The organism is Nostoc sp. CCY 9925, assembly GCF_963920935.1.
Taxonomy (GTDB): domain Bacteria; phylum Cyanobacteriota; class Cyanobacteriia; order Cyanobacteriales; family Nostocaceae; genus Nostoc.
Genome location: NZ_CAWUDO010000033.1, coordinates 18952 through 33146 on the forward strand (window position 1 = coordinate 18952; position 14195 = coordinate 33146).

11 protein-coding genes and 1 pseudogene are annotated in these 14195 nt (G+C 41.2%); 5 read left to right on the plus strand and 7 right to left on the minus strand.

The genetic code is table 11. From position 1 onward, the window contains the following. Positions 1 to 99 precede the first annotated feature (99 nt). On the plus strand, positions 100 to 327 hold the full coding sequence (locus tag ACM0OY_RS18055; RefSeq protein WP_414570222.1) for a DUF2949 domain-containing protein: 228 nt from the start codon (positions 100 to 102) through the stop codon (positions 325 to 327). 302 nt (positions 328 to 629) lie between these two features. Here the strand turns inward: ACM0OY_RS18055 and ACM0OY_RS18060 are convergent, their stop codons facing one another. From ACM0OY_RS18060 to ACM0OY_RS18070, 3 genes and pseudogenes are all read right to left on the minus strand, one after another. Beyond that, entirely contained in the window at positions 630 to 1781 is a 1152-nt protein-coding gene (locus tag ACM0OY_RS18060) for a pyridoxal-phosphate-dependent aminotransferase family protein (RefSeq protein WP_414570223.1), read from the minus strand. 904 nt (positions 1782 to 2685) lie between these two features. Then, positions 2686 to 2852: pseudogene (locus ACM0OY_RS18065) on the minus strand (Uma2 family endonuclease); the annotation flags it as partial. Between the two features lie 26 nt (positions 2853 to 2878). Continuing rightward, a complete protein-coding gene (locus ACM0OY_RS18070) occupies positions 2879 to 4294 on the minus strand; it encodes a folate/biopterin family MFS transporter (protein ID WP_414570224.1) in 1416 nt (471 codons plus the stop codon). A 258-nt stretch (positions 4295 to 4552) separates the two neighbouring features. On the opposite strand from ACM0OY_RS18070, the gene ACM0OY_RS18075 reads away from it, so the two are divergent. Continuing rightward, complete coding sequence (locus ACM0OY_RS18075; protein WP_414570225.1) at positions 4553 to 5788, plus strand: anhydro-N-acetylmuramic acid kinase; 1236 nt, start codon at positions 4553 to 4555, stop codon at positions 5786 to 5788. Here ACM0OY_RS18075 and ACM0OY_RS18080 read toward each other — a convergent pair. Beyond that, complete coding sequence (locus ACM0OY_RS18080; protein ID WP_414570226.1) at positions 5779 to 5967, minus strand: hypothetical protein; 189 nt, start codon at positions 5965 to 5967, stop codon at positions 5779 to 5781. The genes ACM0OY_RS18075 and ACM0OY_RS18080 overlap by 10 nt on opposite strands. Between ACM0OY_RS18080 and ACM0OY_RS18085 the strand changes: the two genes are divergently transcribed. The 3 genes from ACM0OY_RS18085 to ACM0OY_RS18095 all read left to right on the plus strand — a co-directional run bounded on the left by ACM0OY_RS18085 (position 5959) and on the right by ACM0OY_RS18095 (position 10269). Then, positions 5959 to 6405, plus strand: coding sequence for a hypothetical protein (locus ACM0OY_RS18085; protein WP_414570227.1), 447 nt, complete (start codon positions 5959 to 5961; stop codon positions 6403 to 6405). The genes ACM0OY_RS18080 and ACM0OY_RS18085 overlap by 9 nt on opposite strands. Positions 6406 to 6808: 403 nt before the next feature. After that, a complete protein-coding gene (locus tag ACM0OY_RS18090; RefSeq protein WP_414570228.1) occupies positions 6809 to 7822 on the plus strand; it encodes a glycosyltransferase family 2 protein in 1014 nt (337 codons plus the stop codon). An 890-nt stretch (positions 7823 to 8712) separates the two neighbouring features. Then, positions 8713 to 10269: a serine/threonine protein kinase gene (locus ACM0OY_RS18095; RefSeq protein WP_414570269.1), complete on the plus strand. Its 1557-nt coding sequence runs from the start codon at positions 8713 to 8715 to the stop codon at positions 10267 to 10269. 472 nt (positions 10270 to 10741) lie between these two features. Here the strand turns inward: ACM0OY_RS18095 and ACM0OY_RS18100 are convergent, their stop codons facing one another. From ACM0OY_RS18100 to ACM0OY_RS18110, 3 genes are all read right to left on the minus strand, one after another. Beyond that, positions 10742 to 10939, minus strand: coding sequence for an NblA/ycf18 family protein (locus tag ACM0OY_RS18100; protein ID WP_414570229.1), 198 nt, complete (start codon positions 10937 to 10939; stop codon positions 10742 to 10744). A gap of 638 nt (positions 10940 to 11577) precedes the next feature. After that, positions 11578 to 12315, minus strand: coding sequence for a Stp1/IreP family PP2C-type Ser/Thr phosphatase (locus ACM0OY_RS18105; RefSeq protein WP_414570230.1), 738 nt, complete (start codon positions 12313 to 12315; stop codon positions 11578 to 11580). A gap of 15 nt (positions 12316 to 12330) precedes the next feature. Then, positions 12331 to 14016: an ABC1 kinase family protein gene (locus ACM0OY_RS18110; protein WP_414570231.1), complete on the minus strand. Its 1686-nt coding sequence runs from the start codon at positions 14014 to 14016 to the stop codon at positions 12331 to 12333. Positions 14017 to 14195 lie beyond the last annotated feature (179 nt).

Sequence of the window (14195 nt, forward strand, 5' to 3'; positions counted from 1 at the left end):
AGGTAGATCGAGAAAACTGGGTCTAGATGTATGGTCGATAGCGGTACAGTGACAGATCAAATATTGGCTACTAGCTAGCAAGTAATGGTGAACTCATATATGACAATACACTCTGCACAAGGAGGTGAGATACAAGTGTCACCATCAAAATATTCTCGACTTATTCATTTTTTGCAAGAAGATTTGGCAATTTCCGCAGCTTCACTAGCGGTGGCGCTTCGTCATCGGGAGCAAGACCCAGGTCCTTTGCCAATGATTCTTTGGCAGTATGGCTTAATTACTCTAGAGCAGCTAGAGCAAATTTATGATTGGCTAGAGACAGCATAATTAGGGAATTTAAAATTCAAAAGGAGGAAAGGCGATCGTGTTAGCTTGCTGGTTATTAACTGGATGTAAATTAAAGCCAGGGTAGTTTATGAGTAGCTTATTCAAGAGAATTGAGGCATATCATATCCACTCTAACTTATGCAAAGGTTGATATATGGAGAAATTGTCTCTAGCAGTTTTTACTCATTTGCATACAAATCAAAAGAGCGAGCTGATGATTCTACTCGCTCTTTTGATTTGTTATTAGTCATTAGTCGTTTGTGATTTATTTAGACCAATGCCTAATCCCCGATACCCGGTAACTATTCTGTAAACACTTTAGCCGCTGCTGCTACACCAGATCCTGGGGTGAAGTCTTCATAGCCAAGTTCTCTTAAGGTAACTTCTAAGGATGCTATGCAACTGAGGATATCGCGATCGCTCACAAAACCCAAGTGACCAATGCGGAAAATTTTATTGCTCAGATGGTCTTGACCGCCTGCTAAAGCAATATCAAAGCGCTTTTTCATAAATGACCGAATCTTATCTGATTCAATCCCCTGTGGCGCTACAGATGTAATCGCTGGACTAGCGTCACTATCCGCTGCAAACAGGGGTAAGTTCAATCCTTTGATGGCGGCGCGGGTAGCATTTTTCAGTCGTTCGTGTCTAGTAAATATTGACTCTAAGCCTTCTTCTTTCATGATTCGTAACGTAGTGTGCAGCGCTACGATCATGTTCACAGGAGGAGTAAATGGGGTTGTATTTTTGGCTGCGGATTTGCGATATTTGCCTAAATCCAGATAGTATTTCGGTAATTTTGCGGTTTTGTAAGCTTCCCAAGCTTTGGGGCTAACAGAGACAAAACCCAATCCTGGTGGAATCATATAACCTTTTTGGGAACCAGAGGCGACTACATCCAAGCCCCAAGCATCTACGGGTAGATTGAAGGCACCCAAGCTAGTTACAGCATCTACGATAATTAAAGCTTCACCGTGTTCTTTGATATGGCGGTTGATGGTTTCTAGGTCATTTAGCACACCCGTCGAGGTTTCGCTGTGGGTAATGATGACAGCCTTGATTTCCTTTTGGGTATCTGCTTGAAGTTTTTGGGCAAATACTTCTGGGTCTAAGGGTTTTCCCCATTCAACCTTAACTTCTTCTACATTCAAACCGTAGGCTTGACCGATTTCTACCCAGCGTTCGCCAAATTTACCATTAGAACCAATTAAAATGCGATCGCCTGGAGAGAGAAAATTAATGATACCGGCTTCTACAGCACCCGTACCGCTAACATTCAGCATTAGCACATCGCTTTGAGTTTGGTGCAGCCACTTGAGGTTTTCCGTCACCTCTGCCAAGATGTTGCTAAATTCACTTGTGCGGTGTCCAATCGGATGCTTGGCTAATGCAAGTAAGGCAGCTTCTGGCACCGGGGTGGGACCAGGAATCATCAGCATCAGCTTATCGTTCATGTGTCTATCCTAAAGTCAAATAAAAGTCAAAATTGTGGGAAGTTGGCTAAGTCTGGTAGCAAATTCTAGATATTTCTCTACAAATTACACTCAGTTCGTCACCAGTCTTGTTGTGTATTTTCCAAGTCTATAGTCAAACTATCGTCGGAGTTAATCAAGGGTCAGCTTAACCTTTGCAATGTATTTATATGAGACTTTAACTCAGATAATACCTCTGTTCCAGGAAATCAATCTTACCACATACCTAGAACGTCGATTCAGTATTCAAAAATTGTCTGTATTGGGCATTGGCTATGGAAGAGAAGACACAAACAGAAGTCGGAGCGTCACATTTGCCGCAGAAGTTGAGGTATTTTATTTGCACTCGACCTGAGGCGATCGCCAATAAATTATCAGTTTTTATAATATATTCATTAATTCGTTACATTATTAATTGGTATTTTTAGCTACCCTTCACAGTGAGTCGTTTTTAACTAGTGTCAGTTGATAAAGTGTCACTCATCAGAACCTTGGTTCGATCGCAGAAGAGATATTCTTAGTTAGTGCAAGGAGTGATACCATTTCACCACATGTTTGTCACAAGTTATCCCCGCAATCCTCCTTTATAAGGAGGTATTGCAGGTTACAAATGTTGCATCAAACTAGTGAGTTGGTACAAAGTTATACGGGGAAGCGCTTGGGTGAGCAAAACTCTCAAGTGCTTTTTCGTGTATAAATAAAACAGTAAAATTCTCTATACATTAGTATAAATTTTTTTTAGTACACATCTATATATAGATAAGCTAATACTATAGGACTCCTATTTTATTGTGTGAAAAAACTCGCCCTCAAGTCGAAAACTTATTGGGGGCTTTTTACCAAAAAAGAATTTATATTTGTTGATATTAGTAGCGATCGCAGTAGTCTAAATTCTATCTGGGTTGATATTTAACTGCCGTAATTTTGCTGCCAAACGTTCTGCTTTTGCAGTTTCCTGTTGTGTTGCTTCTTCAGGTGTCAGTACTACTTGCCCATTCGGTGTAAAAACTGTAGTAGACCTTGATGAATTCCTAGATATAACCCTAACTGTTGTTCAGAAATCAAATCCGAGTACCATATTACTCAACTACTCTTGACTCTGGTTCTCTGGCTACTAAATCAGACATTAAATCCGGCAAAAAAGGTTGTTGCTCTTCGTTTGATGTCTCAATTTTCTCTTCAGCACCAGGTAACCAACTGATAAATGGTAGAGGTAACAGCCTACTGAGGTTAGTAATTAGCACCAACAGCCAAAGCAAATCGAAGTTTGTTGCCGTGATTCCCAGCCAATGGGTGATTAATGCCCCAAATGCGTGGGAAACGCTTCCTCCTAAATTGAACACTGACATTATCAAGGCAAATAATGTTGCTTCCACTCCAAAAGGACAAAGCCTTGCTGCCAGCACCATCACTTGCATAAAGGCAATTTTCCCCATCACAGAGAGAATAAGACTATCACCCAAACTAAACCAGTGGTCATCTATACCCAATAGCCGATTAGTGTGAGTTACTAATAAAATCATTGTCATCCCCAAAATTGAGGAAAGGACAGCACTCCAAGCAAAAACTACACGAAAAGGAATGCTTTTGAGAAAACGTTGAAAAATCCAAACACCTGCTAAAGAAGCAAAACTTGTCACCAAATGCACCCGTCCCAAGAATTCTGGTTCAAAGTGTAGTTCGTTGGTGGTGAAGTAGAAAAAAGCTGAGTCAGCACTTGGAGTAGCTTGCCAGATGAAGATAAATACTGTTGGTAGCCAAATATTTTTTTGGCTGAGGGCTTGGCGTAGCTGTACCAGTTGATGTTTGGTTGTTAGCGAGTTAGTGTGATTAGTGTCTTTAACATCTTTGGTAATGGGGGACTCAGCAATCAACCAAGCTACCCCTGAAACAATGAGAGGAAATAAGGCTGTGATCCAAAAGAGAGTATGGGTACTAAAGTATTGCAGGAGCAGGCCGCTAAAGTATGCTGTTATCAAACCTCCGATGGCAGAACTACCCCAACATAGTGATTGTAGTGAACCGGCTTTCGCTTGCGACTCTCCCCTGGCTCGTTCCACAACCAATGAGTCAACTATGACATCACTCATAGCAACGGAGAGAGAACTCAGGGCGATCGCGATCGCAGCTGCCCAGCTAGTATGAACTATGCTTGCCATACTCACCCAGGAAACAGTCCCCAGTATCCCCGATAAAATCAAATAAGGACGCCTGCGATACCCAAATATCGGCAAACCATCAGAGATAAAACCAAACACTGGCTTAATCATCCAAGGTAGGAAGGCAGCTCCCAGTAAGGCCGACACCTGAACTGGACTTAATAGCAATTCATCTTTGAGGAAAAAGCTAACAGCTAAACGCGATAGCCCCAAAATTCCTTGGACAAAGTAAACTGCGAGAATTGCTATTAACTCGGCATTTGGTTGATTGCCCAAAAAGATTTTTTCTGTGACTGAATCTTTTACCTTGGACAAGCCAGATGATTGAATGAGCATTTGATAAATATTTTTTAAGTTTTATCTACTTTTCTATCATATCGACTTCTTCCGATGAAGCCGGCCGCTCTTCCAGAAATATTAACCAGCAGATAAATTGCTAATAAAAGCTTGAAATCAGCATAAAGGACGGATAATATCTGAATGCGATGAACATTTTCAGCTTTCTACTCTGTTGGAGGTGCTATCAGTAGGGTGAACACTGGTAACTCTTAACTGTTAAACTACCGTTCATAATCTAAAATAGAATATTTGTCAATGCATCCGAATGAAAAAGCTGCTATCCCTACTCGTGTTATCGGTTTAATTAGTGGCACATCTGTAGATGGCATAGACGCGGCCTTGGTAGAGATTTCCGGTCAAGAGTTGGATCTCAAAATTGAGTTGCTAGCTGGAGAAACATACCCCTATCCAGCTGAACTTAGAGAAAGAATATTAGCCCTTTGTGCAGGCGCAGCCATATCAATGGCAGAATTGGCTCTAATAGATGATGCGATCGCATTTAGCTTTGCCCAAGCTGCCCAAAATATTCAAAATGGTCACCAGGCGGCTAATTTGATTGGTTCCCACGGTCAGACAGTTTATCATCGACCAGTTGGAAAATGGGGAATGGAGAATGGGGAATGGGGAATAGGAAAGAAAAATACTCCCTACTCCCCACTCCCTACTCCCCACTCTCCACTAGGCTACAGTCTCCAGCTAGGGCGAGGTGCCTTAATTGCTCATTTGACGGGCATTACAACTGTGAGTAATTTCCGTGCTGCTGATATCGCTATTGGTGGTCATGGTGCGCCTCTAGTTCCTAGAGTAGATGCGTATTTACTCAGCCATCCCCAAGAAGGACGTTGTATTCAAAACATTGGTGGTATTGGTAATGTTGCTTATGTTCCAGCTCGGCATGGGGACTGGCTCTCAAAAATTCGCGCTTGGGATACTGGCCCGGGAAATAGTCTGTTGGATCTGGCAGTGCAGCATTTAAGCGCTGGTGCTAAAACTTACGATCAAGACGGCAATTGGGCAGCCAGTGGTACTCCTTGCTATCCATTGGTAGACCAATGGCTCAGGCAAGAATACTTTCATCTGCCACCACCTAAATCTACTGGTCGAGAGTTATTCGGTGTGACATATTTGGAACAGTGTTTAAAAGATGCCCAAGCATACCAACTAAATTCTGCTGACATATTGGCAACTCTCACGGAACTGACAGCTGCTTCAATTGCTCATAGTTACCAGACTTTTTTACCCGAAATGCCACAATGTGTAATGTTATGCGGGGGCGGTAGCCGTAATCTTTATTTGAAACAAAGATTACAGTTATTATTAGCATCAATACCAGTCTTAACTACAGATGAAGTCGGCTTGAGCGCAGATTTTAAAGAAGCAATCGCCTTTGCAGTTTTAGCCTACTGGCGACATTTGGGTATTCCTGGCAACCTACCTACTGCCACTGGGGCATCTGGTGAAGTTCTTTTAGGGGAAATTCATCAATCGTGAGTGGGAGGTGAGGAGATGGAGAGATGGTGAGACGCGGGGACGCGGAGAAATTTTTCCCTGTGTCTCGGTGTCCCCGCGTCCCCGTGTCCTCTTCTCATGCCCAATGCCCCACTCAGCACTGCTATAACTGTAGTCTTGGCAGCACTCGATCGAGACAGGAAATATAGAAGGTGGCTCATACTTTTTTATTGGAATCAGGACGCTGGACAATACAAGGGAATTGGTTGGAACGTAATGGTATGCCAATCAGTGTCAAGGGTATGACCTTAGTAGCTTGGAATCGAGATAACTGGTTTACTATGGCCACAAAGCTGATATTCCCAGGCAGCGATCGCTCGGAAATTTCTCTACAATACAAGGGACGCTTGCATGAGGGAGAGCGTCAGTATACTTTTTTACTACAACATAATATTTTGGGGCAGGTTGAAGGCGAAGGTTGGATTGGTTTAGATACCATTGTGCAGCGTTACTGGGTACTAGGCGATCGTCAACGTCGTAGTGGCTTTGAAACCCTACACAGGATTTCGGAAGATACATACTACTTAAGTAGTGGTATCTTGGCTGGTCATTTTTTAACTAACACAATGGAAGCTAGCCTAGAACGTCAGGTAATCTAAGGTATTAAGTAACTAGTTATAAACAAAACAAATTATATTAAAGAATGTAAACTGCTTATTTTCTACATCAGTCATTACAAATCTCTTAACTAAGGCTAGCTGCTACAACAAAGGGAACTTACTTGTAAGTTAGCTCATCTCCTCTACAGTAGTAAGTGCCGTGAATACTCCGTATAAAAACGGACTGCTTCACAACTCCTTTAGGTTTTCAAACCCGCTTACAGCGATGCACTTATAACACTGTAGTGGCTACAAATGTCCAAAATTCTAGACTTGGCCTGAAAAATTCATGGCTAATTTCATTAGCATTATATTGTAACGTACATAGGAAAAAACAAATAATTTAGTTATCGTCAGGACTTTAGTATTTTTACGTAACGGTGTCGTTAGGAGATCAATATTCGTGAATCCCAAAGTATCTGTCATTATTCCTGCTTACAATACTGAGGCTTATATTGAGAAAGCAATAAAGTCAGCCTTAGAGCAAACACTCACTGATATCGAAGTGATTGTCGTCGATGATGCTTCAAGTGATAAAACTGTAGAAGTTGCTAAAAGTTTTATTGACGAACGTCTCAAAGTGATAGTTAATCAACAAAACCTTGGTGCTGCTGCTGCGCGTAATCGTGCCCTCAGAGCAGCTCAAGGTGAATGGGTTGCTGTGCTTGATTCAGATGATTGGTATGCTCTTGAAAGATTAGAAAAGCTTGTGTCGCTGGCAAATGAAAAAAATGCAGACATGATTGCTGACGATATTTATTTTATCAACGATGGTGAAACATCTCCTTGGAGTACATTGATTCAAGAAAGTGGAGAAGGTATAGATAAAATTTTCCAAGTTGATATCGTTTATTTTATAGAAACTGATATTTTTGGAGAACCAGGCTTGCATCTTGGTTTAAGTAAGCCTTTATTCAAGCGAGAATTTCTACTTCAGCATGGTATTGAGTACGATGAAGATATTAGGATGGGTCAAGATTATTGGCTTGACATGAAATGTCTAGTCAAAGGAGCTCGCTTTTTTGTTGAGCCAAAACCCTATTATTTTTACCGCTCACGTCCCGGCTCGCTTGTACATCAAAGCCGATTGCCACGTCTAAATCAAAGCTGCAAAGCCACTAATTCTTTCATGCAACAAGAAGTTGTGAGCAAAAATCCAGCTTTAATGCGTGCTTTATCTTATAGTCTTGCAGTTTATAAAAAAAATCTAGCTTACTTTAAAGTTGTAGAGCCTCTCAAGGAAGGTAAATGGTTAACAGCATTAACACAAATGGCCAAAAACCCTGATTTTTTTTATCATTTTATTTCGCGAATTAATAAGATAATTGAGCGCCGAATTCAATACTATATGACCAAAGATAAATCGGTTTTTCACATGTCTTATAATATACAAAAAAAACGAAAAACTACTAATTAGTTATTTATAAATAATGAATTATTTGACCACAAAAAATATCCCTGGCTTCCCAAATAAGTCGGGGATGTACGGTTTAAAATTTTGATAAGTCCTACCATTATTAGATTTAAGGTTTTGTGGAAAGTCTTTAGCATTGCTACAAGTTATTGCAACTCATAAAGTCTCTTACATAAATAATTTTTTGTCTCACACATTCGCCTTTAGGCGTTCTAGTAGGGTAGGCACAAAGATACAAATAAGATGGCGAAAAGAATGAATTTTGGAAGAAGTCTAATGAATAAAAGTGTCAGTAATGCTGAGTACTGAGTTCTGTTAGAGGTAGCGGGGCGTTTAGCTCGTGGTGAGTATTACCCAGTTTCCATACCACCGTTCTTCAAGCTTGCTAGATACATTCCGCAAGCAAAGAGAAGTTCTGTCTCATTAACCCACAAGCTTCCATTTTTGCCATCACGGTTTTTGGCATATCTGAGAGTTATTTATTTAGTCAAAATTGGGCAAACTAAAACTACATCATAATCAAAATCTGGAATACTACAAAACGTCAGTATACATTTACCTTTTTTGCTTGTTTGATCTTGGATGTTGCACTAGTTGTAATAACCGTCTTAGTTGCCAACTTCCAGATTATAATTTCAGCCTATTTGAGAAGACTGAAAAAAGCTAGTCCACTGATGGACTTTAACTACTAGCCTGGAAAGTAATTTCTAGGCACAACAATCAGATACAGCAGTTTGTAACTGAGTCAGGTAGAGAATTTAGGTTTGATAGCCGGAAATGAAGGCTGTTTTATTCCGGAATTCTGTATTCTGAATTCAGCAATTCTGTTGTATGAGTTTGAACGTACTTTTCCTCCCAAATACCTACAACTTGCTTTTAGAGTCGAATTTTCTATGTCAGACCCCAACATTGGTCGCTTACTGAGCAAACGCTACCAACTCCAGGAGTTAATCGGTACTGGAGCAATGGGTCGAGTTTATCGTGCTAAGGATATTTTGTTGGGTGGTGTACCTGTTGCTGTAAAGTTCCTCGCTTTATCAATCCAAAATGAAAAGATGCGGCTGCAAGACCGCTTTGAGCGAGAAGCGAAAACTTGTGCTTTACTAGGGCAAAAAAGTATCCATATAGTCCGAGTCATGGACTATGGCGTAGATGACAATAATACTCCGTTCTACGTCATGGAATATCTACAAGGACAAAGCTTAAACAATATTATTCGCAAACAACGATTGCCTTTATCAAGATTTCTCAGCATGGCCCGTCAACTCAGTTTAGGTTTACAGTGCGCTCATGATGGTATCCCAGTTGAAGGTACAATTTGCCCAATTATCCATCGCGATGTCAAACCAAGCAATATGCTGGTGATTCAAGATCCAAGTTTTGGAGAATTGGTCAAGGTTTTAGATTTTGGGATTGCTAAGTTATTACAGTCAGATGGCGACCATACAAAATTTTATTTGGGAACACTAGCTTATTCTTCTCCCGAACAGATGGAGGGTAAAGAACTAGACAACCGTTCTGATATTTATAGTTTGGGCGTAATGATGTTTGAGATGCTCACAGGGAAAATGCCATTGGTGGCACCAACTCACTCTTTTGGAGCATGGTATAAAACACATCACTATCAAAAACCACGTTCTTTTACTGAGGCTTCGCCAGGATTAGAACTACCAAAAGAAATAGAAGATTTGGTGATGAGCTGTCTAGCCAAAGTAGCACGCGATCGCCCTCAAAGCATCAGTGAAATTCTGAAAGTTTTAGCTTCCGTAGAACAACCTGACCACAAACGCAAAATTAAACAGAACAATTATGCGCTAGTTCCTGCTACATTGACGGTTAGTGCTGAGGTTGAGCAAAAGACGAAAGCCGATTTACGGATATCCTCGTTAAACGATGAGATTGCTAACACCATTTCCTGGCCTCAAAATAAACCAATTGCTGATATTGTCTTTCCCCAACCCGTACATACAAACGGAGAGGTTTTACCAGCCTTGTGGGTAATGCTACCCCAACAGGAAATTCAAAAGCGTTTAGTTTGTACCCGCTATAATCAATTTCTTTTCATCTCCGTTCCCCACCCGATGCTGTTGTGGATTACCGTCATTTACAACCGCAAACACGGTCCTAAATGGTTACATTACTACCTCGATCTCAAAACCAGTCTAGGTCAAGAAATTGCCCGCTTGCTACACCAAACAGGTTACTACCGTCTGTTATTTTTCGCACGAGAAACACCAAGTCGCTGTACTCATATCCTGCTTTCCAGCGTGGCTTCTGCCCAACGCCAACGACTGCAAGAGTGGGTCAAAATCAGCAACACGTTCATATCTTCTGCCGACCCGCAAATTAGTAAAAATTTACTCAAAAGCGAATACGAAAAGATTAAGCCTCAAATTCTGGCAAAACTCGAAAGTATTGATACAGACTCTCCATACGACCTTTCCAACTAACAATAATTTATGAATGTTACATTTTTATGTGTAAAAAAGAGCATTCAATCAAAAATTGTAAATTTTTATAAACAAAATATATATAATGCTCTCAGTTCTAGTTATATGTATAAATAGTGAAAGTACTAGCTGCAAAAGTTAGGCTATCTAATTGCTCTGTAGGTATTCCTGTGTACATGAGATAATATAGTATAAATTTACGCAGGTGTGAAAATCACACTATAAGACACAAGAGGAAGTTTGGCTAAAGTACACAGTAGATTTGAATAAAAATCTCAAGTTCACTTTAGAGCCTAGCAAGTCTGCCGTAGAAGACTTTACTCATTGATTCTTGATTAACTTTGTGAGTTTTACTTTTGCCACAGCATTGTAGAATCGTTTATCGGAGTTGACGCCCCGGCATCCCCAGCTCTTTTCCTTCGTTGGAACCAAGCAAGAGAAGGAGGTCGCCCACTGCGACATCAGAAAGACTCTATGCCATAGTGGAACCAGAATCTAAGCCCCACTGGTGCTTCAAAAGTTCTTGATAGGTTGCTTCGCGCACTATCATCTGTTCATACAGCTTGACCAAAAAGTCTTTGGCCTGATCGTGGCTCATATTCTGCACCTGAGTGGCAAATGAGCAAATGCTGAATTGCTGTTCTAAGGATAATTTATTTGGTTGGTTCATAACTAAACTCCGAAAAAACAACGCGTAAAGGTGATATCGTTCACAGAAGTCCAAATGGGATAATACTTGGACTTGTATCTGTCCCGCATTTGTTCCTCCGTATTAAGAAAGATAACAAGTGTTTGACAGATTGCCCACATCCTAAGTGTGGAATTTTTCCGCTCTGATATCTTGCACCTAATCCCACTGATATACCACCCAAGTCGGCCGAGTCATATTCCAGAAATATGCTCTGCTTTGTTCTAGAAAGGTACATTTACCTTCTTTACTCCTTTCTCCTTGGAGAATATTAGGCGTTATGCCTAATCATCGATAGTTTTCCTGGTTAAGAAAAACTAAGATCAGGTCTTCCCGTGTATGGAAAAAACTTTCCAAGGTGGGGAGTTGGAGGAGGTGGTGGAATAAATGGTAATAAGCGTGAATTATAGTCGCTTTACCTCATGACGTGCAAGATGTCAATTTACTAATTTATGGAAATCTAGCCTCCTTAGGTCACTTTGGAGGCTAAAAGTATTAGTATCAAATTGTCAAAAGCAAAAATGCTCAGGCTGAACAAATTGATGGGTATATTTACCGCATTTGTCATGAGTCATTAGTCAGTTACCAACAACTAATGCTCAATGCACAATATCCAAAGACTAGGGATTATTTTCTTCGAGTGAGACGATGACAACAGTAATGTTATCGTGCCCTCCTTGCTCCTTAGCAGCCTCAACTAGAGAGATGGCGGCTTTATCTAGCCAAGGAGTCTCTTGGAGGCAGCTAGCAATCTTTTGCTCGACAAGTTCTTCTGTGAGACCATCACTACATAGCAGTAAGCGATCGCCAATTTTGACATCTAGTGGTTGCACGTCAATTTGATGTAGGTCTTCACGCCCCAAACAGCGCGATAATACATGACGAAAAGGATGTAATCGTGCTTCATCTGGGGTGATGTCACCGATTTTGATAGCTCGTGCTACCCAAGTGTGGTCTTCCGTTACTTGTTCTAATTGCGATTCTCGGAAGCGATACAGGCGGGAATCGCCAACATGAGCGCACCAGGGCGGTTCTGGGGAGCGAAAAATTACCGCTACAACCGTTGTACCCATGTCAGCGCGTTCGGGATGATTTTGCTGATCTTGCAAAATCGCTTGATTGGCATCCCACAAAGCTTGCTCTAGCAATTCTTGAGAAGACTTTGGAGATTCCCAATTTGCCACTAAATACCCGTGAATTTCATTAGTGGCAATGCGACTTGCTTCTTCTCCTCCCGCATGACCACCCATACCATCAGCAACAACAAAAAATCGTCCTTGTGGGTCGATATAGTAAGCATCCTGATTATTAGAACGAATAAGTCCCGGATCGCTAAGACCGGTGAAATTAATTTTCATAAATTTTTTCAACAATTAATACATACGGTCATAACGGTCGAGGCGTAGAAGTAGTCTGATCAGAATCACTGAAATCCCTGCTGCGATTAAAGTAGGCAGCAGTGCCAACCAGACAAAATTCTTGACTACTAAAATAGTAGCTGAAAGCGTGAAACCACTAATTAACAGAGCATAGCTCATTGAGAGTTGAACATTACTCTGCCGCCGCAGCAAACGTTCAGTTTCTATAGACCGAACCCGCAGGCGCATGTCTCCCCGTTCTAACTTTTCTAGGGTATCCTCTAACCTACGTGGTAGACCCAAGGCAGTACTACTTACTTGAGCTGCTTGACGACTCAATTCGTTAAGAAAGCTATTCCCTTCAGAACCATTCATATCGGTCATAAGCTGCATAGCATAAGGTTTGGCAACTTCCATAAAGTTAAACTCTGGATCTAAGCCTTTGCCTACCCCCTCTAGGGTAGAAAAGGCTCGCATCACAAAAGTGAAAGTTGCTGGAAATCTAAATGGTTGATTATAAGCTATTTCGTAAAGATCATCACTAATTGACGCTACTGATTGATTTTCAAAGGGCTTATCCATGAAATTGTCCAGCATATACTGGACGGAACGCCGGACTGGCCCCATGTCCTCTACTGGGGCGATCGCACCTAAATCGATCAAAGATTGGACAACGCGATCGCCGTCTTTTTGGGCAATACCAAACAGCGTTTGCATCAGTCCTTCACGAATGTTGGACTTAATTTGCCCCATCATTCCAAAATCGTAGAATATCAAAGCACCATCGGGGCTGATGGCAATATTGCCTGGGTGGGGGTCGGCGTGGAAAAAGCCACTATTGAGTAACTGTAGCAAATAGGCTTGAGCGCCTTGACGAGCGATGGTTTTTCGATCTAAACCCGCTGCTTCTAAAGCTTCGTATTGGCTAATTTTAATTCCAGGCACATATTCTAAGGTCAGGACACGAGAGGTAGTATACCGCCAGTAAATTTTTGGGACTTTTACCCAGTCGTAGCCACGAAAGTTACGGCGAAAAGTATCAGCGTTACGACCTTCGTTGAGATAATCAATTTCTTCCCAAAGAATACGACAACATTCTTCATAAATACCGAGCCAATCTCGCCCCTTCCCCCATTTGGGATGGTTTTGAAAGTAGCGGGTAATTCCTTTAAGAATTTGTAAATCTATTTCAAATAACTTCTTTAATCCCGGACGTTGCACTTTAACTACCACTGCTTCTCCACTATGGAGCACAGCTTTGTGTACCTGCCCTAAACTAGCAGCAGCTAAAGGAATAGGTTCAAAATTTTGGAAGAGTTCAGGAATTTTCTTGCCTAGTTCTTGCTCAATAATTGATTCTACTTGTTCATAGCTAAATGCTGGTACTTTGTCTTGTAACTTTGCTAGTTCTTCTACATATTCAATAGGGAATATATCAGCACGGGTAGAAAACAATTGCCCAACTTTGATGAAGGTTGGGCCTAAGTCCAGCAAAGTATTACGAATCCAAAGCGCTTGGAATTTGCGTCTTGCAGTTTGCTTGACTTCAGTCACACCACCTGGATAACTCCAAGATTTGTTGTATAGCCAAAGTCTGAACAATAAGGTCAAAACGAAAGACCAAATATCCACAAAACGCCGTCTGCTGGAGTATTTTTCCCGATTCCAACGGTATGCCTTGTCTGAATAACCTTGTTCCATATGCTCCATTTACCGTTGGTTTGCAACCGTATTATCTGCAAGAAAAGACACTCTGATTCCTAAACTGTTTTTTATATGTCCTTATGTCATTTGTCCTCTGTTACAAAGTTGAGGCAGTCAGTTGCCGGGGTTCCCCCGCTTAAAGGAACTGCCGTTGAGCCACTGCGTTGGATGGGTCT